Annotated in this window: 21 protein-coding genes and 5 pseudogenes; 10 read left to right on the forward strand and 16 right to left on the reverse strand. The window is 40.4% G+C overall.

The genetic code is table 11. The features are described from left to right. Positions 1-152 precede the first annotated feature (152 nt). Complete coding sequence (locus tag PNEUHYL_RS00005) at positions 153-464, reverse strand: hypothetical protein (protein WP_059365231.1); 312 nt, start codon at positions 462-464, stop codon at positions 153-155. 420 nt (positions 465-884) lie between these two features. On the opposite strand from PNEUHYL_RS00005, the pseudogene PNEUHYL_RS13895 reads away from it, so the two are divergent. Both PNEUHYL_RS13895 and nudF read left to right on the forward strand, forming a co-directional pair. Continuing rightward, positions 885-968, forward strand: a pseudogene (locus PNEUHYL_RS13895) (phosphate-starvation-inducible protein PsiE); the annotation flags it as partial. Positions 969-978: 10 nt separating this feature from the next. Beyond that, positions 979-1596 (forward strand): annotated as a pseudogene (nudF, locus tag PNEUHYL_RS00015) (ADP-ribose diphosphatase). Positions 1597-1661: 65 nt separating this feature from the next. On the opposite strand, the gene PNEUHYL_RS00020 reads toward nudF, so the two are convergent. Beyond that, complete coding sequence (locus PNEUHYL_RS00020) at positions 1662-2273, reverse strand: cation efflux transmembrane domain-containing protein (RefSeq protein WP_059365233.1); 612 nt, start codon at positions 2271-2273, stop codon at positions 1662-1664. 72 nt (positions 2274-2345) lie between these two features. Between PNEUHYL_RS00020 and PNEUHYL_RS00025 the strand changes: the two genes are divergently transcribed. The 6 genes and pseudogenes from PNEUHYL_RS00025 to PNEUHYL_RS00050 all read left to right on the forward strand — a co-directional run bounded on the left by PNEUHYL_RS00025 (position 2346) and on the right by PNEUHYL_RS00050 (position 6402). Further along, complete coding sequence (locus PNEUHYL_RS00025) at positions 2346-2747, forward strand: heavy metal-responsive transcriptional regulator (protein WP_059365234.1); 402 nt, start codon at positions 2346-2348, stop codon at positions 2745-2747. A 114-nt stretch (positions 2748-2861) separates the two neighbouring features. After that, the gene (locus tag PNEUHYL_RS00030) at positions 2862-3269 is read left to right on the forward strand and encodes a PACE efflux transporter (protein ID WP_255204606.1); all 408 of its coding nucleotides are present in this window, start codon (positions 2862-2864) and stop codon (positions 3267-3269) included. After that, a complete protein-coding gene (locus PNEUHYL_RS00035; protein WP_059365236.1) occupies positions 3256-3681 on the forward strand; it encodes a MarR family transcriptional regulator in 426 nt (141 codons plus the stop codon). Before PNEUHYL_RS00030 ends, PNEUHYL_RS00035 begins: the two co-directional genes overlap by 14 nt. A gap of 8 nt (positions 3682-3689) precedes the next feature. Further along, the gene (locus tag PNEUHYL_RS00040; protein ID WP_059365237.1) at positions 3690-4157 is read left to right on the forward strand and encodes a GNAT family N-acetyltransferase; all 468 of its coding nucleotides are present in this window, start codon (positions 3690-3692) and stop codon (positions 4155-4157) included. Between the two features lie 87 nt (positions 4158-4244). Then, positions 4245-5140 (forward strand): annotated as a pseudogene (locus PNEUHYL_RS00045) (LysR family transcriptional regulator). 122 nt (positions 5141-5262) lie between these two features. After that, positions 5263-6402 (forward strand): NADH-dependent flavin oxidoreductase, encoded by a 1140-nt coding sequence (locus tag PNEUHYL_RS00050; RefSeq protein WP_059365238.1) that lies wholly within the window; start codon positions 5263-5265, stop codon positions 6400-6402. Between the two features lie 80 nt (positions 6403-6482). On the opposite strand, the gene PNEUHYL_RS00055 is transcribed toward PNEUHYL_RS00050, so the two are convergent. Then, the gene (locus PNEUHYL_RS00055; protein WP_059365239.1) at positions 6483-8030 is read right to left on the reverse strand and encodes a multicopper oxidase family protein; all 1548 of its coding nucleotides are present in this window, start codon (positions 8028-8030) and stop codon (positions 6483-6485) included. An 11-nt stretch (positions 8031-8041) separates the two neighbouring features. After that, positions 8042-8497: a DUF411 domain-containing protein gene (locus PNEUHYL_RS00060; RefSeq protein ID WP_059365240.1), complete on the reverse strand. Its 456-nt coding sequence runs from the start codon at positions 8495-8497 to the stop codon at positions 8042-8044. A 157-nt stretch (positions 8498-8654) separates the two neighbouring features. On the opposite strand from PNEUHYL_RS00060, the gene PNEUHYL_RS00065 reads away from it, so the two are divergent. Continuing rightward, positions 8655-9221 (forward strand): TetR/AcrR family transcriptional regulator, encoded by a 567-nt coding sequence (locus PNEUHYL_RS00065; RefSeq protein WP_059365241.1) that lies wholly within the window; start codon positions 8655-8657, stop codon positions 9219-9221. A 422-nt stretch (positions 9222-9643) separates the two neighbouring features. On the opposite strand, the pseudogene PNEUHYL_RS13900 reads toward PNEUHYL_RS00065, so the two are convergent. Continuing rightward, positions 9644-12325 (reverse strand): annotated as a pseudogene (locus PNEUHYL_RS13900) (UvrD-helicase domain-containing protein). Then, positions 12322-14139 carry a hypothetical protein gene (locus tag PNEUHYL_RS00080; protein ID WP_059365242.1) on the reverse strand — a complete coding sequence of 606 codons (1818 nt, stop codon included), beginning with the start codon at positions 14137-14139 and terminating at the stop codon, positions 12322-12324. The pseudogene PNEUHYL_RS13900 and the gene PNEUHYL_RS00080 overlap by 4 nt, the downstream one beginning before the upstream one ends. A 104-nt stretch (positions 14140-14243) precedes the next feature. On the opposite strand from PNEUHYL_RS00080, the pseudogene PNEUHYL_RS00090 reads away from it, so the two are divergent. Then, a pseudogene (locus PNEUHYL_RS00090) lies at positions 14244-15365 on the forward strand (DUF3387 domain-containing protein); the annotation flags it as partial. Positions 15366-15412: 47 nt separating this feature from the next. On the opposite strand, the gene aroG reads toward PNEUHYL_RS00090, so the two are convergent. From aroG to PNEUHYL_RS00140, 10 genes are all read right to left on the reverse strand, one after another. Further along, entirely contained in the window at positions 15413-16498 is a 1086-nt protein-coding gene (gene aroG / locus PNEUHYL_RS00095) for a 3-deoxy-7-phosphoheptulonate synthase AroG (RefSeq protein WP_059365244.1), read from the reverse strand. Positions 16499-16609: 111 nt separating this feature from the next. After that, positions 16610-17860, reverse strand: a complete 1251-nt coding sequence (gene lolE / locus PNEUHYL_RS00100) for a lipoprotein-releasing ABC transporter permease subunit LolE (protein ID WP_059365245.1) — start codon at positions 17858-17860, stop codon at positions 16610-16612. Beyond that, the gene (lolD, locus tag PNEUHYL_RS00105; protein ID WP_059365246.1) at positions 17857-18543 is read right to left on the reverse strand and encodes a lipoprotein-releasing ABC transporter ATP-binding protein LolD; all 687 of its coding nucleotides are present in this window, start codon (positions 18541-18543) and stop codon (positions 17857-17859) included. Before lolD ends, lolE begins: the two co-directional genes overlap by 4 nt. 96 nt (positions 18544-18639) lie before the next feature. Then, positions 18640-19281, reverse strand: a complete 642-nt coding sequence (gene bioD, locus PNEUHYL_RS00110; protein WP_059365247.1) for a dethiobiotin synthase — start codon at positions 19279-19281, stop codon at positions 18640-18642. Between the two features lie 9 nt (positions 19282-19290). Then, on the reverse strand, positions 19291-20064 hold the full coding sequence (gene bioC, locus PNEUHYL_RS00115) for a malonyl-ACP O-methyltransferase BioC (RefSeq protein WP_059365248.1): 774 nt from the start codon (positions 20062-20064) through the stop codon (positions 19291-19293). Beyond that, positions 20055-20699: a pimeloyl-ACP methyl esterase BioG family protein gene (locus tag PNEUHYL_RS00120; protein ID WP_059365249.1), complete on the reverse strand. Its 645-nt coding sequence runs from the start codon at positions 20697-20699 to the stop codon at positions 20055-20057. Before PNEUHYL_RS00120 ends, bioC begins: the two co-directional genes overlap by 10 nt. A 7-nt stretch (positions 20700-20706) precedes the next feature. Continuing rightward, on the reverse strand, positions 20707-21849 hold the full coding sequence (bioF, locus tag PNEUHYL_RS00125) for an 8-amino-7-oxononanoate synthase (protein ID WP_059365250.1): 1143 nt from the start codon (positions 21847-21849) through the stop codon (positions 20707-20709). 8 nt (positions 21850-21857) lie between these two features. Then, positions 21858-23147: an adenosylmethionine--8-amino-7-oxononanoate transaminase gene (gene bioA, locus PNEUHYL_RS00130; protein ID WP_059365251.1), complete on the reverse strand. Its 1290-nt coding sequence runs from the start codon at positions 23145-23147 to the stop codon at positions 21858-21860. Between the two features lie 26 nt (positions 23148-23173). Beyond that, positions 23174-24355, reverse strand: a complete 1182-nt coding sequence (locus PNEUHYL_RS00135) for a lipoprotein-releasing ABC transporter permease subunit (RefSeq protein ID WP_059365252.1) — start codon at positions 24353-24355, stop codon at positions 23174-23176. A gap of 1 nt (position 24356) precedes the next feature. After that, positions 24357-25304 (reverse strand): 2-hydroxyacid dehydrogenase, encoded by a 948-nt coding sequence (locus PNEUHYL_RS00140; RefSeq protein ID WP_059365253.1) that lies wholly within the window; start codon positions 25302-25304, stop codon positions 24357-24359. Positions 25305-25369 lie beyond the last annotated feature (65 nt).

A 25369-nucleotide genomic window follows, 5' to 3' on the forward strand; every position in this document is an offset into this window, starting at 1 on the left:
TATAGATTTTCTCTACCTCTAATACATCTTTTCATAAAATCATCAAAAGTTTCTTCTAAAGCAAAATTATTTTTACTTTCTAACTTACCACTTAATACAAGATCATAAATAAATTAATATTTATATTCTCACAAAAATAAACATCCTCCACATTAATCTAGAGTATTTACATTAAAAACAACGACCTGAGAAAACATATTTTCTGACTCAAAAAACACGAGCATTCTATAAGGAGAATCAGAGCCATCAATATCCTTTAACCAGCTTACATTAACATTTAAATCTTCAGAACCAAATATAAAACCATTATCTCTAAATATCTTATTAACATCACTCCACTCTCCTGGAGGATGACTAAATAAGGTAGAAATAAACTTTTTAGAATGCTTATAAATCAAAAACTCATCCACTATGGAATAAAATAAAACTTCCTTTAACCCTGTATTATCTAAGTCTTCAGTCATATAAATTTCCCTCATTTAATATATTTTCTAATATTTTCTATTTCTTCTGAAGAGGCTGCTCTTAATTTACCTGAACGTAATCGACGCCATTATGTCGCAAATGAACAATTACAAACCATTGTGAATTTGCGACAATTTTATTCAATTTCAAGTTTGATATTATAACCGTGATTTTGAATGAAGTTTCACAATACTTGCCGAGTACCAATTTATTTTTCTCAGATTTCAACTAAGATTGAAGAATTACAACGAGAACGTAAGCGTGTTGTAGAACATCTTACACTTTTAGACGAACGTCTTAGTACCTTACACTCTGCACTTGAAATTATGCAATCGCAGGATGATGCTGTATTGCAACTTAATAGTGAAACTTACCACAAGCACAAAGTTCGTCATCAGATCTACAAAAAACGTCCACGTTATACGCTACTTTTTGCTCTTGCCATTTTAGTGATGGTTGTTGCACTCTATGTCGTTCATACCGACCGTTTACGTAAAAAGTAAGGAGAGAGTCATGACTAAAATTCATCAATTTCAACAAAAAAGATTTTAGAGATTTTAAAGAAGAAGTGGTTTATCAAGGTCATTTCACCATGAAAAAAATGTATTTCCGCCACAAGTTATTTAATGGTGGAGTAAGCGGTGAAATTGTGCGTGAATTAATGATTAAAGGTGCCGCAGCTGCATTAATCGCCTATGATCCTGTCAAAGACGCCGTAGTGTTAGTCGAACAAGTTCGCATTGGTGCTTACGATCCAACCAGCAACCAATCCCCTTGGCTAGTGGAACTGATTGCAGGCATGGTAGATGAAGGGGAAACACCAGAAAATGTCGCTATCCGTGAAAGCTACGAAGAAGCAGGTTTAACCGTCAGCAATGTGGAACGCGCCCTTAAGCATTTGGGACAGCCCAGGTGGTGCGGTTGAGCGTTTACATCTCTTTTTAGGCTTAGTCGATAGCACCCAAAGTTGGCGGCGTTTATGGCTTGGAAGAAGAAGGCGAGGATATTCTCGTCCACGTTGTGAGCCGTGAGCAAGCGTATCAATGGGTTGTTGAAGGGAAAATTGATAATGTGATTGCTGTTGTGGGCTTACAGTGGTTGCAGTTGAATTATCAAAAATATCAGAAATAACTATACAAGCGGTGAGATCCACTTAAAAATTTGTAAATTTTTTACTGGAACTCACCGCTATTTTCTTATCCTTTCAATTCCATTAATGCCTTAGTAATAATCTCTTTCGCACCTTGCAGAGCTAATAAAGCCAAAACGAAAGCAACGATCAAATCGGGATATTTCGACTGGGTAAAATAGACCGCAATCCCCGCCAAAATGACAGCTATATTCCCTATCGCATCATTGCGGGAGCAGATCCAAACACTCTTCATATTGCTATCGCCATCACGAAAATGATAAAGCACCCACAAGGCTGTTAAGTTGGCGAATAAGGCAAGCACACCGACTACACTCATTTCACTATGGTTTGGCAGTTCGCCATAAGCCCAACGATAGAGGGTTGTGATTAAAATAAATAAGCCAAATCCACCCATGGTTGCTCCTTTTAATAAAGAGGCTTTGGCACGATAACTTAACGCCATGGGCAACACGATCAAGCTAATCACATAATTGGCGCTATCGCCAAAAAAATCTAAGCTATCCGAAAGTAAAGAAACAGAACCCGATTTTACGCCCATCACGATTTCAATGAAAAACAGAGTGATATTTAGTCCAAGAGCAATCCATAATGCTTTGCGATATTTAGGGGAAAGGTGTGTACTGTATGAAGTACAGCAAGAAGTCGTACAAGCCATAGTCTCTCCGTGTGTTTTAGTTTAACTTGGCGTAAACTATAAACTCCGTAGCAATTACAGGGTCAAGCATCCATGACAAAATTTTTTAAAATCCGTGAATTAAGCCGAGAAAGTGGCGTGAATTTGGAAACCATTCGTTACTATGAAAAACTGGGGCTAATTGATACGGCAACAAGGCAACCAAACGGCTATCGCTTGTTTAGTGAAAAACAGCTCAACCAGCTCCATTTTATTAAAAGCTGTCGAATGATCGGCTTTCGCTTAGAGGAAATTAAGCAACTAATCATGTTGCAAACTAATCCACATAATCGTTGCGAACTGGTGGATAAATTAACGAAACAGCATTTAATCCAAATTGAGCATCAAATCGATCAGCTCAATCAAATTAAAGCATTGCTTGAGCCATTAATTGACTGTCAGGCGGAAGACATTGACCATTGCCAAATTATTCAAGGGATTAAAGCGTTAGATTAGAAAGCGGTGAAATCTACTTAGAAATTTGCAAATAGCGTTGCATTTACTCCTATATCGTACTATAATGCATTTATTTAGTACGATATAGGATTATTTTGTGACTTTTACGAACGTATTTTTCACTCGGTATTATTTGAAATTGGGGCAATGGCAATCGGTGCGGTTGCAGTATTATTGGTGGGAGATTTCAGCCTTGAAGCCGCCACAGGAACAGGTATTGCCATGTCTGTAATAGCAATGATACTTAACTTCTTCTTTAACTATGTGTTTGATAAAATTTTTACCAGCAAACGGGAAGAACGTAGCCTAAAATTACGCATTTTGCATACCGTCTGCTTTGAGTGTACCTTATTGCTGTTTACCATTCCCGTAGTTGCATATTTATTAGATTTAAGCCTGTGGCACGCCTTTTTAGCGGATATTGGTTTGAGTTTGCTGATTATGCTGTATGCCTTGGTGTTTAACTGGCTTTATGACATTACTCGTGTCAAATTTTTGGAGCGTAAAAATGAACCCCTTTGATAAATTGGTGGAGCTGGCAGCGCAGCTGTCGAGCATTTATGCTAGTGTAGCGAAGCAACACCAGCTCACCTTAAATGAATTGCATTTTTTGTATTCCATCGGTCGCTATGGTGCGACTTCGCCTACTGCTATTGGCGATAAATGGAGTTTGCCGAAACAAACGGTAACCTCTGTTTGTAAACAACTAGACCAAAAAGGTTTTTTGGTTTTTCTGCCTGATGAGAACGACAAACGCAGTAAGTTGATTGCTTTAAGTGCAAGCGGTAAAATTTTTATCGACCCGATTATTGCTCGGCTAACCGAAGCAGAATTGCAAGTAAGCCAGCAGTTCGGTATGGAGAAATTTGAGCAGTTGCTTGATGATACCGAACTGGTATTAAATCAACTTGCTACACAGCTAAACACGATTTAGGAGAAAGCATGATTAGACTTGCAAAAGCCGATGATGTCGCTCGTATTGCCGAGTTGTTATACCAAGTTCACGCTGTTCACGTTGAAGCTCGCCCTGATATTTTCCAAGCGGGTAAACGCAAATACAATGATGAAGAAATTTTAGCTTTAATGGCAGACGAACAAAAACCGATCTTTGTGTATGAAGATGAAAACGGCACGGTGCAAGGCTATGCGTTCTGCATTTATCAAATTACACAAGGCGTTCCGGCGTTATTTGATCGCAAAGTGTTGTACATTGACGACCTTTGTGTGGACGCTTCGCAACGGGGTAAAAAAATTGGCGAGAAATTGTATCAACACGTGGTGGCATACGCCAAAGAGAACGGTTGCGATAGCGTAACGTTGCACGTTTGGAACGACAATCAAGGGGCATTTCGTTTCTATGAACGTTTAGGGCTTGAGCCACTTAAGACCTTGATGGAACAGAAACTATAACGAAAGAGCGGTCGGATTTTGACAAGATTTTGCAATAGCCAAAGTGATCAAAAATCTGACCGCTCTTTTTGAAGAAGGAGCAATCCAATGAACAAACTCGATGCGATTAAATATTTTTGCCTTGCCAGCGAAACGTTGAGTTTTCGGGAAACGGCAATGCAGCTAGCGGTTTCGCCGTCGGTGGTGACCCGTGTGATTGCGGAATTGGAACAGGAGTTAGGCGAGCAACTGTTTAAGCGGAATACGCGCCAAATTCGGCTCACTAGTTTTGGTGAGCAGTTTTTGATTAAGGCGAAACAACTGCTGGCGGACACCGACAATCTGTTTAAATTGGGCAAACAGCAAACGGACGACATGGCAGGCGTGGTGCGGATTACTTTTCCCCGCTGGCGAGACAATGATTTGATTTTAGATGAATTATTGCAAGCACTTGAACCGTATCCGCAACTGGTCATTGATTGGCGTGAAGATATGACCAAATTTGATGCGGTGGCACATCGCATTGATATCGGCTTACGTATCGGACCTGAACCGAACCCGAATTTTATTATCCGCAAAATTGCCGATTTGCAAGATTGGATTGTCGCTTCGCCGAAATTGCTGGAACGATTGGGAATGCCAAAAGATTTAGACGATTTGCAGCGCAATTTCCCATTTTCCTTGCCGATTAACGTGGAAACAGGTCGTCCGTGGGATTTAGCGATGAATGACGAGCAAAAATTGCTACCGAGAGAAGTGCTTTTTTACAGCTCCGACCCTGAATGTGAGCTAAAAGCGGTGCTACGGGGCAACATGGTCGGCTTTATCAGCGAACTGTTCTGCAAACCGCATTTTGACTGCGGTGAGTTGGTTAAACTGTTCCCGAAATCCCCATTGATAAATGGCAACTGTATTTGTATCGTCCCTATCAAACTATTACATCACCTCGAGTATTATTTGTATTCGATTGTTTAACAGAAATTTTGAAAAAAAGATATGGTTAGGCTACAGGCTGGCTTGTATGTTTATAGCTATCAATATAAGAGAGAATAGTTACCATAGCTCAATGCATAGTGCGTTATAATGAGTAAATAATTTCGTGTTTTATTGAATAAAGGAAAGCAATATGAACCCAGCATTTACCCCACTTTTTCAACCTTATATCTTAAATAACGGCATTGAAATCCGTAACCGCTTAGCCGTTGCGCCGATGACGCATTTCGCCTCTAATGCAGATGGTACTTTAGGCGAGCAAGAACAGCGTTTTTTAAGTAACCGAGCAGAAAATATCGGCTTATTTATTACTGCCGCAACGTTGGTCGCTGAAAACGGAAAAGCCTTTCACGGACAGCCTGAGGCGATTTCCGAACAACATTTAGACAGCTTAACGCGTACTGCTGCGCTGATTAAAGCGCAAGGCGCGAAAGCGATTTTGCAAATTCACCACGGTGGCGATAAGTCAATTCCGGATTTGTTACACGGGAAAGATGTAGTAGCACCAAGCGATAACGCAGAAGTAGGCGCACGCGCTTTAACCGAGGCGGAAATTCATTCTCTGATTCAAGCCTTTGGTAATGCGACAGATTTAGCGATTCGAGCAGACTTTGACGGTGTGGAAATTCATGGTGCCAATAATTATTTGATCCAACAGTTTTATTCAGCACAGACCAATCGCCGCACGGATGCGTGGGGTGGTAGCCTTGAAAAACGTCTAGCGTTTCCACTGGCAGTGGTGGAGGCGGTTGTCGGCGTGCGCGCAAAACATCAACGCCCTGATTTTATTATCGGCTACCGTTTTTCACCGGAAGAACCAGGCGACAACGGTTTAACCATGGCGGATACTTTCGCGCTGATTGATGCCTTGGTGGAAAAACCGTTGCAATATTTACATATCTCGCTATGGGATTTTTACAAGCAAGCGCGCCGTGGCGCAGATACGTCTCTCACTCGTATGCAATTGGTACACGAGCGAATTGGTGGAAAATTACCGCTGATTGGTGTCGGCAATCTCTTTACTGCAGAGCAAATTTTAAAGGCTTATCAAACCGGCTGGGCGGAATTTATTGCGCTAGGCAAAACGGTGATGATCAATCCGACTATTGCGACACTCATTGCGACAGGCAAGGAGAGCGAAATTGTGGCTGAATTAGATCCTGAAAAAGCTGATCATTACGGCATTCCAGATTTATTGTGGAGTTTCTGTGTGAAAGGTGGCGCATGGCTTCCGCCAGTTATCGGGCAGGCATGGTCACCGCGCGATATTTAATGTAACAAGCGGTCAGATCTTGCCTGAATTTTGCAATTTGCAAATTTTCACAAGTATCTGACCGCTTGCACATTAGTGGATTATTCCACTTTAAACATTCCCATCATGCCGAGATTTTCATGTTCTAAAATATGGCAATGGTACATTTTCAACCCCGAGTGTCCTTGCTTAAAGCGAATAATCACTTTTTCATAAGGGCGTAAATTGACCACATCTTTTAACGCTCTGCCTTCTGGTTTAAAGGTTTTGCCGTTTAATGTATGTTGAATCACTTCAAATTGAGTGCCGTGTAAATGGAACGGATGATCCATATGGCTTTCATTGAAAATTTCCCATTGTTCTACGTCATTGACTTTCGTAACAAAATCAATGCGGTTCATATCAAAAGTTTGTCCATTGATTAGGAACATACCGTCCATCATGGGCGGAAGAGGATTGTCTGTCGTAATCATAGCGGAGCTATGTTTGGTATGATCCATCATTGGCATATTGGTGTGGTTCATCATTTTTTCACTAAAGTGAATTTGGCGAATCTGTTTTGGTTCGTCCCAATTAGGCAAACTTCTTAAGCTTTCAGGTAACTGAACAGGTTCTGGTTTCACCTGAATTGTCGCTAAAGTGAGATCTTTAGGCTGTTCCTGCACCATCATTTTACGGCGATCATAATAGCTACTTTGTAAATTGGCCTTGCCTTGCGTTTCACCCACCATAATCACTTCAACGCGTTCTGCAGGTGTGAGTAGCAGTTCATCAACAGGCGTGCGTGGTTTTTCAAGTAAACCGCCCTCTGTCCCCACCACAATCCATTTCACCCCTGGAATGTTTAAACGAAAATAACGGGCGCTCGTTGCATTCCAAATACGGAGGCGTTCATTCGTTGTCACTTGAATTTGGGGCTGATATTGGCCGTTGATTAACACAAATTCCCCTTCACGTCCGTTCATCCAATCTAACATCGTGTTTGGTGGAATGGTACCATCGGCATTTAAACGCAGATCAGAAATAACCCAATGTTGTTCAGGAAGGTGTGCAAGCGGATCATTTTTTGCTTTCACAACGAAAGTACCTGCTAAGCCTTTATAGACTTGCTCGGAAACATAATGATGTGGATGAGGATGGTACCAATATGTACCTGCACTGCCTTCGGGTAGAGTAAAGCGATAGATTTTTTTCCCTTGTGGTTCAATCATATCCATAGGGTTACCATCCGCTTCATTTGGCACATCTAAACCGTGCCAATGCACCGTTGTGGGTTGTGGTAGGTGATTGATAAATTCAATTTCTACGGTATCGCCTTCAAATACTTCAATTTGTGGCCCAGGTAGCTGTCCGTTATAAGCCCAAAATTCCGTTTCTTTATTGTCTGCGAGGCGAATTTTAATGGGCTCTGCTTTTAAAGTGGCTTTGAATAGTCCAGCTTGAGTGGATTGGTTAGCAAGCTTTGGTAATATACCATTGAGTGATAAGCCTGAGGGCATCGCTTCGACAGGCATTAAGCTAGTAGGGGCTGAATGCATCATCGCCATATTGCCGTGTTGTGCGTGGTTCATCATATTCGCAAGGCTATAAAGCGAGCTACTGGCTAAGCTAAGCCCAATGCCATAACGTAAAAAATCTCGACGTTTCATTTTTTCGCCTCTTATTGGTTATAGGATTTGAACACTTCACTTTCACCGTTTTTCTTAATTAAAACAACATCATAAGGATCTTTACGTCCGCCGTAGGCTTCACCGTCCATGCCGGGTGAGCCAATCGGCATGCCAGGAGCGGACAAACCAACGGCATCAGGTTTTTCTGCGAGTAAACGTTTGATATCCTCTACAGGTACATGTCCTTCAATCACATAGCCATCAATCACTGCCGTGTGGCAAGAAGCGTGTTCATCTTTAATGTTAAAGCGCTTATGGGCATCATAATTGCCTGTTTCGTTGACTTTAACCTCAAAACCGTTTTTTTGCATATAGCTGATCCATTCATTACAACAGCCACAAGTTGGACTTTTCCACACTTCCATTGAAAGTGTTTGCGCTTGGGCAAATGCCGTGAGACCTAAACTTAACAGCAACAATGAGCGGGTGAGTTTATGTAATTTCATACGATGTCCTTATTTTGATTGAGATTGAATGGCGCAATGTTAAAGCTTGACCTAGGGTTAAGGTCAAGGGCGATGTTGCAATTTTTACAAAATAGGTTGATTTTTCTTTTTTCCTCTTTATAATAAATGACTAATTAATCATTTAATAAGGATCGATATGGCTCGTCCGTTAAGTTCGGATAAACGTAACACCTTAATTCAAGCAACCATTCAGACGATTGCAACGCAAGGGTTATCGGCAACCACGGCGTTGATTGCAAAAAATGCCGGCGTGGCAACAGGATCATTATTTACCTATTTTGAGAGTAAAGAAACGTTGCTCAATGCCACTTATTTGGAGATTAAACGCCACATTGCGCAAGCGGTAATGCCGAATTTTCCGCAAGCGGAATTTGCATCGCAGTTGTTGCATTTATGGAATCACTATATCGATTGGGGTATTGAACATCGAGAAGCGCGCCAAACCTTGCAACAGTTAGAGGTTTCAACCATTCTTACGGAAGAAACCCGACAAGAAGCGAAGCAGATCTTTTTACCGATGCAACGGATGTTCAGCGCAGCGGAAGCGGATAAGCTCTTTTTTCCGCCACTGGAGTTTGCGATCAAAATGATGGAAGCGATGGTTGAAGCGACGATTCAACAGATTTTACAAGAACCGACCAAGCGTGATATTTATAAAATGCTCGGTTTTACGATGATGTGGAAAGCGATTTCTCATCACTAACAGACAAACAAGCGGTTAGATTCCGCTTATTTTTTACAAATTTAATTGATTGACTAATCATTTATTTATAGGGATTGCATATGACACAAACAGCATTAATTACAGGCGCATCAAACGGTATCGGTTTATAACTGGCAAAAATCCATGCACAGAAAGGCGGTAATCTTGTATTGGTGGCTCGTTCTGAAGATAAATTTTTTACTAGTAAATAATCCCGAAAATCTCAATAAAAGATAAGTAAGGAATTTAGATCGATGTCAAAGTTATCCGTTACTCTGTAATGAAATAACGTTAATAAGTAGTTTAATAAAATTGTGTTGTATCAAAGGAAAAAATCCTGCAATATTAGTTGACATTTTTATTTCTTTCAGGGAATCTGAAATTAAAAATATGTTCTTTCCTGAATAACCCTAAATAGCATATTACATAAAATACTTACGAGTATTCGTACATTGATCGCCTTTGATTCCATATCCTGAGCATCCCCAAAACTGACCAAATTTACCTTGTTTCATCACGAAATAGCCAGTGCTACATTCATTACATTTAAAGATTGTCCGATAACGTTCTTGGAATCGTTTTGACACAATATCTATCTTGTATTTCGGTGATAATAATTCATTGATAAATTCTGATGGCGCGTTCGCATCTGCGATCAAATAACTTTCTTTTTTCGCACGCGTTAATGCCACATAAAATAACCTACGTTCTTCTGAGTGTGGAAAACTATCTAGCATAGGAAGCAATGCTTCTACAACGGCTTCTTCTTTATTTTGGTTGGGAAATCCGACTTTTCCTTGGAAGAAACCAAGTAAAATGCAGTAATCTGCTTCCAACCCTTTTGAGCCGTGGAATGTCCAAAATTTAACATTCTTATCTTTGATTACACTTTTCGCATCTTCTAAAAGGTAACGGTATCTAGCCAAAATCGCGACAGTAGCTTCAGGTGCTTTTTGACGTATCAGCTTTAATATTGCAGAGGCTTTTAAACTGATATTGGGTTCTGATTTTTCATCCTTTACGACATGAGAGTCGTACAGATGAACACACGAATCAGCAACTTTTGTATGCGTTACAACATTTTTCTGATACTGCTCAGGGTTTTGCATAATGAATTGACCTGCGGTGTCAGCAATACTATTGTTATAGCGGTAGGTTTTTTCTAGTTTACTTAGCGTATGTGAGCCGACCATATCATTAAATCGCGTAGTAACTTCTAGTTTACCGCCAGAGAAACGATAGATTGATTGCCAGTCATCTCCAACAACAGTCCAAATTGGTCGAGGCCCTTTAGTATAAATCTCTTTCAATAACTCCAATCGAGCCATAGAAATATCTTGAAATTCATCTACTAAAATGTGTTTCCATTTAGGTTTAAACTCAGCTGTTTTCACCAGTTGAGTAGCCAACAAAATCATATCGTCAAAGTCGATTTCATTTACGCTACGTAGTTCTTTAACGTAGGCATCATGAATACGCATGAGCAATGTCGCATATTCTTTAGCATAGACAATTTTCGCATCAGTTAGACGTTTTAAGATTTGTTGATAGTCTAATCGCTCTGTACGAATAGCTTGAAGGCACTTCAAATAGCGATTTTTGTTTTCTTTGAAGATTCCTGATTCATTGAGTGCATCTAAAATCTCTTGTTGTGATTTTGGCTTCAGAGGAATGAACTGTTCATTCATCAATTGCTCTAGTCGTTTATATAACGTATTTTCCACCCAGTTATAGTGGTATGTCTCCAGTAATGTTGTATTATGTTCGGCGTGTAACTCACGTTTTCTTTGGATATTGGCATTATATTCCTGCGCGTTAATATCTGCGCGAGTTCTACCTTGTCGGTCAATGCCGAAATGTTCAAGGTAAACACCATCACCCAAAGAGAAATCAGGTTTGTAGTCAAAACCAACCTCGATACGGCGTTTTGATACATACCTTGGCTCATACTCATATTTTACGCTATGACTAAAAAGCCAGTTCGCAATCAATAACTCTTGATAACCACGAACGCGTTCTCCTTGTAAGGTTCGATAGTCATTGTCATTTACATATCTATCGTATTCCTTTTTTGTTTTGAATTGGAATGGATCGATAGGTTGGTATGCGAGCTGAATGAATTTTGCTAGATTATCAGGATCTTCTTTGATGTAGTTCTCTAACCATTTGTTGAACTATCTATCTAACTTCATTGGATCTTCGGCAAATTTTGACAAGTGGACTGATTTACCACATTCTTTAATAATTCTTCGACCAAGAGCATGGAATGTAGAGATACTAGGGCTATTTTCTAGATCTAAATTTGCTTCTCGCGCACGTTCTTGTAAGCGTTCGGATAACTCGGTTGCTGCATCTCGGTTATATGCGAGGATAAGAATATCTTCACTTCTACAAGCCCCAGAATCAATTAGATCTAATGCTTTCGCTACCATCACAGATGTTTTACCTGTTCCTGCGGCTGCAAGAACCATATTGATGTCATTGCTTCGAATGACTGACAATCTTTGTTGTTCGGTAAGCGGATTAGATTCAATTACATCAAAGAAATGTTTACGATGATTTAAAATATATTGCTCATATTTTTTTCTGATTGTTTGAGCATTTTTAATATCTATAGGAAATAGTGAAGATATATATTTGATTTTCTTAACGAAACTCTCATCAAAGTATTTTTGGAAATGTTCTTTGTTATTCCCATAGGAAACAACAGACCACCTTACATGATCATTCAAAGTAGGTATATCGGAATCTCTGAGATATTGGTTTTCGGCTAAATTAGTAAATTGTTGAAAAGCCTCTTTTACTTTTACTTGAATATTGGAGGCTACTGCTTTTTCGATTTCAAGTAATAGGCTATTAGTTTGTTTTTTAGCAAGTTTTGATAACACAACCTCTTTATTATCATCTTTAAAAGATAATTTATTACCAAAGAAAGCATTTTCTAAAATCGGAAATTCGAGAGTTTTCCCTAGATTGTATTCAGCAATATTATTCTTTTTGCCAGTAACAATAACTTTGTTTTGCTGAAATTCAACACTTTTTATTCTTCCAAAAAGTTTACCCCAAAATGTCGGGGTAACAATCACACGTTGTTTTTTATTCATAAAATATTAAAATATATTGGCTTAGTAATTGCCTTTGAAGTTAATTTCTGTACTGCGTTATAAGCCCAGTTACTGCTGTCAGCTTCACTATGGTTAAATGTGGTGAGTTTGGTTTTCCCTTTATTCTTGTCTTCTAAGTATTCTTTTGGTAAATGCTCATAGCAATGAACCGCAGACAATAATTCAGATAGCCCACTCTTTTTCATGTCGGTTTCGTACAGAAAATCTTCGTCTGGATCGGGTTTGTAGCCTAAACCACGCATGCTTATATCTCTGTGTTTCATTGAGAAATCAATCAGGAAAAATGTTTCACCATGTATTTCTAGGCGGATAATTATCGCGATTTCAGGGTAATCGAAACTTCGGTTGGTTTCTAAGGAAACAGGAACGAGTTCATCATCATTTCTAAAACCGAGATTTGGTGTGTACCAGTGAGCTTCGCCATAATTCCATTCTGCAACAGCTTTCGCATGTTGCCATAATTTGTATAGTTTAGAGCTTTTACCAACAGGTGTATCATCAAGGAAACAGAAAGCTAGTCCAACCGAACCATTTCGGCCGTCTGATTCACCTACACCCAATGAGCCAATCTCATCTGGAGTCAGAATTTTCATTCTCTGATTATGCTCTTCTCGTGCTTTCTTGAGCGCTCTGATTTGGCGTTGGCGACCTAAGAGTTCAAATTGTCGCTTGTTGTATTCGACTGTTCGATTATCTGGAGAGTTATCGGTTAGTGGTAACTCATCCAATTCAGGTTCTCGAGTATAAATTCTGGTAATCGGAACGTTATTTATATCTCTATTCTGTTCCTCTGTTTTACTATCCGATTTCTGTCCTTTCGATTGATATTGCACTAGCGTAATATCTTCACCCTCAGGCTGATTAAGACCGATAATTTCTGCGCATAACACGGCATTTCCAAGTCGAATACCACGGATTTTTAATTCAACCTTTTGTGTGTGCCAAAACCCTATTTCTATTGGATGTTTTTGATTACGAACATTTAACCTAAACTGACTTACAAGATTTTTTACTCTTAGTCCCGTAGTATCTTCGTCATACTTGAAATGGTAGAGGAAAATCGCATCTTTTTTCACAAAGTATTTCGGTAAAACGACATAGCGCTCTACATCAAAATTGTTAACGACCTTATCTATAAATAGGCGTTCTTTTACCTCGTCAAACGAGTATGTTGCCAAAATACGCTTGATGTCCGTAGAGTACCCATAGTGCATCATAAAAATATGTAGCGGATGGATAATGAATTTTTGATTTTGGTAAGAAATGGAAAGTAATTTATTTTGGTCATCACGGTACTTGTAATGTTCTGTAGGAATGGTATATGTCGTATAATCAAATGGTTTATCTGAACTATTACTACTCTCATTGAATGAAACCATTGAGAGATTTTCACGTTCACTGTCTTGATTTTCTGGCTTAACCATAATGTAAAATTCTTCGAAAGCAAACTGCTCTTTGGCTACACCATTTTTCCAAATACTACCAATAGTGAAATAATGCAAATAATTGAGGGGAACTGAAATGTACAAAACACTCAAATATTCGGCATTATCTTTACCAATGTATATTGGATTTGTTAAATTGACGAGTTTCACTTTGGCGCGAACTTGGGCTTTTCTATTCTCAAAAATGAAATCGGATTCATACCAAGCAACAACATATTCATTTTGGGAAAAATAGTGGCCGTTACCTTTAATATCAAGACGTGGTTTGGTAAAGAGATCTTTAAGGTGCTTAGGGCAATATCCACGATAGGGTTCTCGTTTGAAATTAGTGTCATTGAGATGGAACATAACTGATTTCCCCTTGAAGCTTTGATGATCGGATTATAGCGAAACTAGAGAGAGATTTGCGACATTTATTTCTTGTTTTTGACATTTATTTCTAGTTTTCACACTTGGTGGTCGATTATATCGGGCTGACGGGCGAGCTGGAAAAAGCGATGCAAACATACAGCAAAGCGAACGGCAAGGGCAAAATGGTGCATAATCTCGAAGCGGTGCTGGATAAAATGCGTGAGCATATTGATATTATCCGTGGGCAATTTGCTACCCCAGTGCAAAACAAGCGGTTCGATCTACTCCATTCTTTGCAAATCACGGACGAACGTTTGCTCTACCAACAAATTTTGCTGGCTGTCAATCATATTCTTGGCTTAGACGGCGAGCCGAGCGAAGACGAAAAGAAAACCCCGACCCCACGCAAAAATGCGTTCTTGCGGGCAGTTAGTTCGGCGAAAAAGGGCTTTCAACTCTGCGGGACATTACCGGAAGCACAAACCTATCGGCGGGAATTAGCCTTTTTTGACGGCGTGCGTGCCATTATTACCAAAAAAGAAGATAATCCGACCGCTTGTAATGCCGAGGATCGCCAATTAAAACTGGTGCAACTGCTTAATCAGGCGGTGGAAGCACAAGGCACGGTAAATCTGCTTGAGATATTAAACCGAGATCGCCCGAATTTGAATTTGCTCTCGGACGAATTTTTGGAAATGGTGAAAAACAGCCAAACCAAAAATCTATGGCTGGAGGCAATGGAACGCTACCTCGCCCAGCAAATTCGGGACAAAGCCGCCAATAATATCACCGTCCAAAAAGACTTTGAGCAACGGCTCAAAGAGGCTTTGACGAAATACCATAATCAAAGCCTATCGGTGCTTGAAGTGTTGGAGGAACTTATCCGCTTAGGCAAAGATTTTGTCGAACGCTTAGCACGGGGTGAAAAATTAGGGCTTTCTCCGGCAGAAATCGCCTTTTACGATGCGTTGATAAAAAACGACAGTGCAGTACAGGGGCTGGGTGATGAAACGCTGAAAGAACTAGCTAAAGAAATCACCGCCCAACTACGCCAATCCGCCACGATTGATTGGCAGTATAAAGAAGCGGTGCGAGCCAAAATGCGCACCCTCGTCCGCCGCACGCTAAAACGCTACAAATACCCGCCGGATCAAGAACCGGAGGCTATCGCCAGGGTATTAGAACAAGCGGAAGAAATTGCCGAAGAATTAACAACCGAATAAAACAGAGGGGCGCAAAATACGCCCCTATCACTGAAATAAAATTAAAATTATGCCTTGAGTTTGCGGCGGGTAATCACGGCATCGGATAACTGTTTGAGCAAGATTTCCGTATCTTCCCAACCGATACAAGCATCCGTAATGCTCTGCCCGTAAGTAGCAACTTTACCATTGACTAAATCTTGGCGACCTTCAACTAAGTGACTTTCTACCATCACTCCAAAGACCTGTTTTGAACCGCCGGCAATTTGTTTGCTCACGTCCTCACAAACTTCCATTTGCTTTTTAAATTGCTTGCTACTATTGGCATGACTGAAATCCACCATAACATGCGGAATGCGACCAGATTTTTCAATATCGGCGCAAACTTTTGCCACGTCTTCCGCACTGTAATTTGTGCCTTTATCGCCACCACGTAGAATGATATGGCAATCTTCGTTTCCTTTCGTCGAAACGATAGCAGAATGACCAAATTTTGTTACAGACAAGAAATTATGAGGTGCTTCGGCTGCTCCAATTGCATCCAATGCCACTTTCACACCGCCATTCGTTGCATTTTTGAAACCGACGGCACATGATAAACCAGAGGCCAGCTCACGGTGAACCTGTGATTCGGTTGTTCGTGCACCGATTGCCCCCCAGCTCATAAAATCCGCAACATATTGCGGTGTAATCATATCTAAAAATTCGCCGGCTGACGGAACACCAAGATTATTAATATCAGAGAGTAATTTACGGGCAATTCGTAAACCGTCGTTCAAACGATAAGTATCATTTAAGTAAGGATCGTTAATCAGGCCTTTCCAACCTACTGTGGTACGCGGTTTCTCAAAGTAAACACGCATAATAATTTCTAGGCTGTCTTTATATTTTTCGCGTAAAGGTTTTAAGCGATTGGCATATTCAAGTGCCGCTTTGGGATCATGAATGGAACACGGGCCGATAATCACTAATAATCGATCATCTTTACCATGAATAATATTATGTGCCTCTTGACGGGTTTGTTTAACTAATGCGGCAGCTTCTTCACTTGCCGGAAATTTTTCTAATAAGGCGATTGGAGGTAAAACCTGATCGACTTTTTCGATACGTGTATCATCATTTGCTACGATGATTTCAATTTTTTCTTTTGTCATACATCACTCTCTTATAATTGTAAAAATGTTGTGTTTAAAAATTGCAAATACTCTACACTTATTTCTTGTACTAGTAAACTAGTTCATAGCAAAAAAAATTAACAGTTCTGTTTACTGGCTGCTCAATACCCGAGCCGGTTGAAGTTTGGCAGCCCGACTTGCCGGATAAAGGCTTGCCAAGAGGCTTAAAACTAACGCAGCAACTAAAACTAACAAAACATCTTGCCAATGAAGCTCGCTAGGAAGAAAATCAATAAAATAAATGCCGTCCGACAGCAATTTCTTTCCGAGTAAATATTCTAGGCTTTGAATAAGCGAGGTTAAATTCAACGCCAATATCACGCCAAGAACGATCCCTATTAAACACCCTTTCATCCCAGCTTGCAAGCCGTACCAGACGAAAATACGTTTAATAAAACCGTTATTTGCACCAAGTGTACGCATAATCGCAATGTCGCCTTGCTTATCTTTTACCGCCATAATCAAGGTGGACACTATATTGAAACACGCTACACCGATCACTAATACCATCGCAATATACATTACGGTGCGAATAAGCTGAATATCGCGATACATATAACCGAATTTAACAATCCAATTTTGCACATAGAGCAACTGTGGGTAATCCCGTAATGTTGAATAATCCACCTCTTGAACCTTAAAAGGATCATCAACTTTAATCGCTAAACCGGTAATTTGATCTGCCTGATAACCTAGCAATTCTTGTGCCTGTGGCAATGCCAACAACGCATAACTGTGATCCAATTGTCCGTCTAAACGTAAAATACCGCTAATTTGCACGCGTTCACGGTGAGGTTGAGATAATTGCTCCTCATTATTTTGTTGTGAAACCAACAAAGAAACCCAATCACCGACTTGTACATCAAGCGCCTTGGCAATGCCTGAACCGAGAACTAACCCGCCCTCTTTTCCAAATTTCTGCCAGCCCTCACCTTCGACAAATTTCCCCAAAGAGCTGACTTTATCTTCTGCATTTTTATCAACCCCTTTTACCTGCACTACTTTGAGTTTACTCCCATTCTCAACCAATGCGGTAAAACTGACAAAAGGAGAAAGTGCAGTAATTTTTTCATTTGTTTTTAAACGGGTGGCGAGATGTTGCCATTGGTTAATGGTCTGTTCATCACCATAAGGATTAATCACAATCTCGGCATGAGGTACAACAGCGAGAATTCGCTGATTCAACTCGCGTTCAAAACCGTTCATCGCACTCAATCCCACAATTAACACGGCCACACCAAGGGCAATGCCAATAGATGAAAATTTTGAAATAAGCGATACTAAGGGATTTTTTTGCTTGCCAAGCTGATAACGCCAACTGATAAAGAAAGGGTTGTTCATTGTGTTCCTTCCCTCAACACGCCATCTTGCATAGTAAGGCAACGGGATAATTTTTTCGCCAATGCCATATCATGAGTAACCAACAAAAAAGCGATTTGTTGTTCTTGGTTTAAGGTTTGAATTAACTCAAAAATACTTTCTGTCGTTTTATGATCCAAATTTCCGGTCGGCTCATCGGCAAGCACTAAAGACGGGTTATTGACTAAAGCACGGGCTATCGCGACACGTTGGCGTTCTCCACCGGAAAGCGCAGAGGGACGATGAGAAATTCGATGGCTTAACCCCACCGCACCGAGCATTTTTTCCGCCCGATCTTTCGCTTCCGTTTTATTTTGCCGACCAATCAACATCGGCATCATCACATTCTCAAGGGCTGAAAAATCCGCCATTAAGTGATGAAATTGGTACACAAAGCCTAGATTTTGATTACGCAACTTTGCCAATTCCGATTCAGAGGCTTTTTGCAGTGATTGCCCTTTAATAAAGACTTCCCCACTACTTGGCTGATCTAATCCCCCCAACGTGTGTAAAAGTGTACTTTTTCCGGAACCGGAACTGCCCACAATCGCAACCAATTCATTAGGTTTCATGGCAAAAGAAACACCTTTTAGCACTTGTGTTTGGTTATCACCTTCTTGATAGAATTTGTTAATATCTTTACATTCTAATAAATACTGATTCATTTTTTACTCATAGTTTGAACTACAATTAAGATAGATTAAATTTAGATAAGTGACGATAATGTGCACCAGTCTATCATATTTCCATATCATCCCTGATCAAATCGACACTTTTTCAAAGATCTCAAATTGTGTGTTAGGAAAAAAGCGCGCAAGATAATGTTTTAAATACCGCTGTGTTTCTTCAGAAATAATAGGATCATATTCCGGATAACGATTATATAACACGCGCAACACATTAATATTTCGTGTTTTACACGCATCTAAACTGAGCAATGTATGATTAATACTCCCGAGCTTGCCCGATGTCACCAGTATCAACGGATAGCCGTGAGCTTGAATATAATCCAACGTAGTTTCCCTGTCATTGTATGGAACCATCAATCCACCGGCACCTTCAAGCAATACATAATCGTATTTTTCAGCCAAAAGTGCGGTTGATTTTTCGATCTTTTTTGTATCAATAACACATCCTTGTTTTTTCGCCGCTAAATGCGGTGAACAGGGATATTCAAAAAGATAAGGGCAAGTCGTCCCGTCAAGATCATAGTTTGTGAGATCGATTTTCTGAATTTTACGATGCACCAATAAATCATCGGCTATCTCTCGACATCCGGTCTGAATCATTTTTTGCGTAATGACGGAAAAGCCCTGCGCCATAAGTGCTCTGGCATAAAGCCCCGTTGCAATTGTTTTGCCCACATCCGTATCAATCCCGGAAATAAATATTACCTTGCCCATATATCCTCTTTATCGTTTATATCGTGCAACAATCCATAGCGGTTGATAAGTCAGTCGCACCTGTTGGCTAGGTAAAGAAAAATACTGTTGGTATTGCTCAATAAATGTGTGTAATTTTTGTTTTGTCCAAATACCTTCCCTTGTTGCAGTCACACCGGTTTGCTTAAGGTGTTTTAGCACATCAAGTGGCGTTGGAAAAAACAGCTCTTCTGTTGTTATTTCTGCATACAGCAATTCAAAATCATCTTGTAGCCACGCTTTCCAATCAGACAAACTCGGGTAAATCAACCCGATATTTGTTAAGGCACGAATTTCATACAAATTTTCCTGACCGAAAGTCGCTATCGCCAACAAACCGTCTCGGCTTAATCCTTTTTTACAATGTTCAATAAATGACGATTGATTGTGAAACCATTGTACGGCGGAAGCACTCACAATCAGATCATAGGTTCGCTTAAAGGAAAACTGCTCGGCATCACCACAATGAAATTCAAAGGGTTGAGATAACTTTTTCTTTAGCCGATCTTTAACATCGCAAAGATCATTAAACATCCAATAATTGGCGTGAATATGTTGTTGTAACTGTTTGCTTAATTGCCCCGTGCCACAACCAAGTTCTAACACATTTTCAAGTGAACAGCTCGGTAAGCTCGCCATAATGTAAGAAAGCAGCCGCCGATTGATTTTCTGCTGTATCCGAGCATGGTCATCATAACAATCAAGGACTTTATGGAAATGCTGCCGAATACGTTGTTTTTCAATGAATTTCGCCTCTAATTCCATAGCTGCGCCCAATGCGTTAAACGGGAAAATAAATAATGTTCCCCCTCTATCTCGTTAATCTTACAACGTGTAAACCAATAGCGTTGCTGATTTTCAGGAGAAAAAATTTTATCCTTAAGCCCAATAATAGCGTTTGTCCACAAAATTAAATCCGTGCGTCGATCTTGCTCAATCGCATGGAAAAGTGCGGTCAATTCTTGCTGAATTTCTTGAAATTCCCGCATAGGCAACGAATGATAAAACGCCAGATTAGCCTTATCACCACAAATCCTCCGTTCAAATTTTGCTCTTGTCGTTTCATTTAGATTATCTAACGTACCTTTAAAAACAGCAAAAGGAATGCCAACCTGATCATCACAGGGTAATCCGGTTCCATTGATCGCCGTTGCTGATTCGAGCGGAATCCCTTGTAATACTCTTTCGGCCACCCACACGCCCATCGACCACGCGAAGACACGAATTTTTTGATAGCGTGAAAAATCAAAATCCAAGAAAAGATCTCGATAATCGTAGCAAATTAATAAATCGTAATTTTCAGGTATCGCTAAATGAGAAACGGCGGAGATTGGTGTTCCCCAACCGGCAAAATAGACCAGTAAGTTCTCAGCCTGACGATCTTCAAATTTTATTTTCATTTTTTGCCTACAAATAGGTAATAAATTCTGTGATTTCTTCTTTTGTCATATCTGCCGTCACCGATAAGCGTATTCTGGATGTTCCTTTTGGCACGGTTGGCGGGCGAATTGGCAAACAATAATAGCCTTGTTGTTGTAGCCGGTGTGCTTTCGCCAGTGTTGCTTCGTTATCGCCTAAAATATAAGGCACTATACAGGTCGAACTTGGCATATTTCCTGTGCGATGTGCCACTTCATGACGCAAAAAAGCACTTAATTCATTTAAGTGTTGTCTTGTTTGAGCAAATTGCGGCAGACGTTCAAAGAGAAAATAAGTCCATGCCACATTAAGCGGAGGTAACGCCGTTGAAAAAATCAATGGACGCATTTGGTTAATTAAGATCTCTTTCAACAGTTTATCACAGACCACATAAGCGCCCATTGAAGCCAATGCTTTGCCAAAAGTCCCAACCAGTAAATCAATCTCCTTAATCGTACAGGTTTGTTCTGCAATCCCTAAGCCCTTTTCCCCATAAACGCCTATGGCGTGCGCTTCGTCCACATAAAGATAACTATTAGGAAATTGCTTTTTCAAGTTTACCAGTTTGGCTAAATCCGCCACATCGCCATCCATACTAAAAACAGATTCGGTAACGATAAAAGTGCGGTCAAATTTACCGTCGTTTTTTTCTAAAAGTTGTTGCAGATGATCATAATCATTATGGCGATAACGAAAAAATTGGCATTGGCTTAACCGAATACCGTCAATCATGCTGGCATGTACCAATTTATCTGCCAAGATTAAACTTTTGGGGGTCGTTAATGCCGGTAAAATACCCAAATTAGCATGATAGCCACTGTTAAATAATAAACAGCTTTCCCGCTGAAACTGATGAGCAATAAGCTGTTCAAGATCATTATAAATGGGAAAATTACCGGTCAATAAACGGGACGATGAGCTGGTCAAAGCCGGTAAATCCGTGTCATATTGCTGGAAAAAAGCACGCTGTAACGTTTCATTTGATGCCAATCCAAGATAATCATTAGAAGACATATTCAGCATACGTTGATTGTCTCGTTCAATATAACGTCCATGATGTGTTAAGTAAGGAATCGAACGATATTGATTCATGCTTTTTAGATAGGCTAATTGCTTTTGGAAATCTTCCATTTTATTCCTTATTTCTCATATTCCTGCATTAAGGCATTAATCATACTTTGTGTAAGTTGAGTTAATTCTTCATCTTGAATAATAAAAGGCGGCATCACATAAACCAATTTTCCGAAAGGGCGAATCCATACACCATTTTCCACAAAACGCGGAACAAGCGTTTTCATATTCACTTCATTGTGCATTTCTACTACGCCAATTGCGCCTAATACCCTTACATCTTTAACATACTGTTTTTCTGCCAATGGCGAAAGCTGCTGACGTAATACTTTTTCAATATGTCGAACCCGATCTTGCCATGGACTTTCCAACAATAAACGAATGGACTCGGCGGCAATAGCACAAGCCAAAGGATTTGCCATAAAAGTCGGGCCATGCATAAAGCATTTGGCTTCACCACTGCATATTACTTCTGCAATTGTTTCGGTTGTTATGGTTGCCGATAAGGTTAAATAACCGCCCGTCAATGCCTTGCCAATACACATAATATCGGGAGAAATGCCGGCGTGCTCTGCGGCGAATAATTTACCAGTACGCCCAAAACCGGTCGCAATTTCATCAAAAATTAACAGAACACCGTATTTACGACATAACGCTTGGGCTTTAACAAGGTATTCCGGAGAATAAAAATACATACCGCCCGCCCCTTGCACTATCGGCTCTAAAATTAAGGCGGCGATTTCTTTATGATGTGTTTGTAATAAATTGGCAAGGGGGGCAATGGTGCGCTCATCCCAGTGTTCATAAAATGTGATACAAGGCTGAGGCAAAAAATATTGAATCGGTAAACTTTGACGAAATAGATGATGCATACCGGTTATCGGATCACAAACCGACATCGCATTCCAAGTATCGCCGTGATAACCGGAGCGGATTGTGGCAAATTTTTGTCGTTGCGGCTCACCTTTCGCATATTGATATTGAATAGCCATTTTCATTGCCACTTCAACGGCTACCGAACCACTATCGGCGAAAAAAATTTTATCCAGTCCCGCCGGTAATATTTTCACCAATAGTTGCGCTAACTCGACTGCCGGTGCATGGGTAAAACCACCAAACATAATATGGCTCATACGGGCTAATTGATTTTGTGCCGCCTGATTTAAACGCGGGTGATTATAACCGTGTAACGCCGCCCACCAAGAGGACATTCCGTCAATTAACGTTTGCCCGTTTTTGAGTGTAATTTTCACGCCATCGGCACGCTCTACCGCATACAACGGCATATCGGAATAAATCGAAGAATAGGGATGCCAAATATGCTGACGATCCAAAGCCAAAAGTTGTTGTTCGTTCATTCTTTATCTATATCTTATGAAGATGGCTATTCATATCTTAAGGCTTCCGCCGGTTCTGTTTTGGCTGCTCGATAAGCGGGATAAATTGTTGATAATAAAGATAACAACAAAGAAAACAGAATCACAATCACCACTTGCATCGGTTCGATTGAGATCGGTAGAAAAACCCCATTCGGATTGACCGCACTTATTATCTCTGCCAGATTTAATGTCATCAGCACGCCGAATAAACTCCCAATCAACGTACCAACCAATCCCACTAACAAGCCTTGATAAATAAACACCGAACGCACCTGAGATTTTGTTAGCCCTTGGGTTTGTAAAATTGCAATTTCCCCTTGTTTATCCACCACCATCAGGCTCAAAGAAGTCACGATATTGGAAATCGCCACGACAATAATCAAGCTAATCAATAGCCCCATCATATTTTTTTCCATACGCACGGCTTGGAAAAATTCACCTTTTTGCACACGCCAATCGCTGATTTGATAATGAGGAAAATAGTCAGGCAATTCGGTAATGAAGAAAGGATCGCTCAAGAATAAACGATAACCCTGTGCCTGTTCCGGCTGAATACGCATTAATCGCCCGATATCCGATAAATTGGCAAATGCGGTGTAACCCGATACTTCACTGCTATCGAAATAAATATTGCTCACGGTAAAAAGGCGTTGCATTGGCACTCGCCCAAAAGGCGTATATTGGCTATTTTCCGTAATCATTAAACGGATTTTATCGCCCACATTGACATCAAGTTTTTTTGCAAGCTGATCGCCAATCACCAATTTAAACTCACCCGTCGGTAATGTATCGCTAAAACTTGCATGCTCTAAAGTTTCTAATAAGGGATCATCAGAAAACGACCGCACACCAATGATTTGTCCCGCGCTCACACCTTTAGAGGTTTGATAAATCACATTTGTGGTATTAATCGGCACCGCTTTTTGTACAAAGTGCGGTAAGTTTTGCAATGATTTTTCCGTAGCAATCGGCTGTTCTTGGCTGATAATGGCGTGAGGAATGGAAGAAAGCACCTGTTGCTTTTGATAGTCCTCCAAACCATTCATGATTGAGAGGACAATAATTAATGCCATCACACCTAAAACGATGCCGAAACTGGCAAGATTTGTTACTAATCGCCCAAAACGATCGGCGCTTTTGGCACGCCAATAACGTAGGGCGATATAAAGAGAAACGGGAAAACGCATATTACTTTTGTTTGAGTTGTGCAACAAAATCTTCAATATTTTGCGTTACTTTTTTCACGAGTGTCGTAACGGCACTATCACTTGCCCAAGCAATATGCGGGGTAATAATTAAGTTCGGCATCGTTTTTGCCGCAAGAATCAGCGGATTGTCTTTTTCCGGCGGTTCTTTAATCATAACATCGATGGCGGCACCGCCTAAATGCCCACTCGTTAATGCAGCCAATAAAGCGTTTTCATCCACCAAAGGCCCTCGCCCCGTATTGATTAAAAACGCCCCTTTTTTCATTTGAGACAGGGTTTCCGCATTAATTAAGTTTTCCGTCGTTTGGGTTAATGGGCAATGCAAGGTGACAATGTCCGCTTGCTTTAAGACTTGCTCAAAAGGCGTATAACCTTCACGGCAAGTTGCCGCATCTTTATGCTCCGCGTAAAGCACATTCATTCCCAAAACTTGCGCCAATCGCCCTACTTCCGTCCCCAGACAACCTTTTCCAAAAACGCCAAGGGTAGAACCCCGAACATCAGTAATCGGATAATCAAAGTAACAAAACTGCTGACTTTCTCCCCATTTTGCCGAGGTTTGATCGCGCAACCAACCGGCAAGACTGTGTTTTAAAGAAAAAATCAGTCCCATCACATGTTCGGGTACGGTGACACTAGAATACCCTGTCACGTTTTTGACTTCGACGCCTAATTCTTTTGCCGCAATTAAGTCAATATTATTGGTTCCCGTTGCGGTAATCGCGATGAGTTTAAGTTTTGGCAATTGCGCTAAGGTGTTACGATCAAAAATGACTTTACTGGTAATCACAATATCCGCATTTTTAGCCCGTTCAATAGTTTGTTCAGCCGAAGTGTGAGGATATTCAATCCATTCATGCTCAAAATTCGGGCGGGGAATAGGAATGTGTTTTGGAATAGCGGTACTGTCTAAAAATACGATTTGCATAATGTTCTCCTTTTTTACTTAAAAAAGTGCGGTCAAAAATGTTGCTGTTTTTAACCGCACTTCGC

This window comes from Rodentibacter caecimuris (genome assembly GCF_001019715.1).
In the GTDB taxonomy this organism is placed as follows: domain Bacteria; phylum Pseudomonadota; class Gammaproteobacteria; order Enterobacterales; family Pasteurellaceae; genus Rodentibacter; species Rodentibacter caecimuris.

Coding starts and splice junctions, on each gene's coding strand:
- bioC (WP_059365248.1), bottom strand. CDS start 20,064: ATGGAATTAGAGGCGAAATTCATTGAAAAACAACGTATTCGGCAGCAT.
- bioA (WP_059365251.1), bottom strand. CDS start 23,147: ATGAACGAACAACAACTTTTGGCTTTGGATCGTCAGCATATTTGGCAT.
- lolE (WP_059365245.1), bottom strand. CDS start 17,860: ATGAACAACCCTTTCTTTATCAGTTGGCGTTATCAGCTTGGCAAGCAA.
- PNEUHYL_RS00120 (WP_059365249.1), bottom strand. CDS start 20,699: ATGAAAATAAAATTTGAAGATCGTCAGGCTGAGAACTTACTGGTCTAT.
- PNEUHYL_RS00080 (WP_059365242.1), bottom strand. CDS start 14,139: ATGTTCCATCTCAATGACACTAATTTCAAACGAGAACCCTATCGTGGA.
- bioD (WP_059365247.1), bottom strand. CDS start 19,281: ATGGGCAAGGTAATATTTATTTCCGGGATTGATACGGATGTGGGCAAA.
- PNEUHYL_RS00040 (WP_059365237.1), top strand. CDS start 3,690: ATGATTAGACTTGCAAAAGCCGATGATGTCGCTCGTATTGCCGAGTTG.
- PNEUHYL_RS00060 (WP_059365240.1), bottom strand. CDS start 8,497: ATGAAATTACATAAACTCACCCGCTCATTGTTGCTGTTAAGTTTAGGT.
- PNEUHYL_RS00065 (WP_059365241.1), top strand. CDS start 8,655: ATGGCTCGTCCGTTAAGTTCGGATAAACGTAACACCTTAATTCAAGCA.
- PNEUHYL_RS00005 (WP_059365231.1), bottom strand. CDS start 464: ATGACTGAAGACTTAGATAATACAGGGTTAAAGGAAGTTTTATTTTAT.
- lolD (WP_059365246.1), bottom strand. CDS start 18,543: ATGAATCAGTATTTATTAGAATGTAAAGATATTAACAAATTCTATCAA.
- PNEUHYL_RS00140 (WP_059365253.1), bottom strand. CDS start 25,304: ATGCAAATCGTATTTTTAGACAGTACCGCTATTCCAAAACACATTCCT.
- PNEUHYL_RS00025 (WP_059365234.1), top strand. CDS start 2,346: ATGACAAAATTTTTTAAAATCCGTGAATTAAGCCGAGAAAGTGGCGTG.
- PNEUHYL_RS00135 (WP_059365252.1), bottom strand. CDS start 24,355: ATGCGTTTTCCCGTTTCTCTTTATATCGCCCTACGTTATTGGCGTGCC.
- bioF (WP_059365250.1), bottom strand. CDS start 21,849: ATGGAAGATTTCCAAAAGCAATTAGCCTATCTAAAAAGCATGAATCAA.
- PNEUHYL_RS00050 (WP_059365238.1), top strand. CDS start 5,263: ATGAACCCAGCATTTACCCCACTTTTTCAACCTTATATCTTAAATAAC.
- PNEUHYL_RS00020 (WP_059365233.1), bottom strand. CDS start 2,273: ATGGCTTGTACGACTTCTTGCTGTACTTCATACAGTACACACCTTTCC.
- PNEUHYL_RS00055 (WP_059365239.1), bottom strand. CDS start 8,030: ATGAAACGTCGAGATTTTTTACGTTATGGCATTGGGCTTAGCTTAGCC.
- aroG (WP_059365244.1), bottom strand. CDS start 16,498: ATGACAAAAGAAAAAATTGAAATCATCGTAGCAAATGATGATACACGT.
- PNEUHYL_RS00035 (WP_059365236.1), top strand. CDS start 3,256: ATGAACCCCTTTGATAAATTGGTGGAGCTGGCAGCGCAGCTGTCGAGC.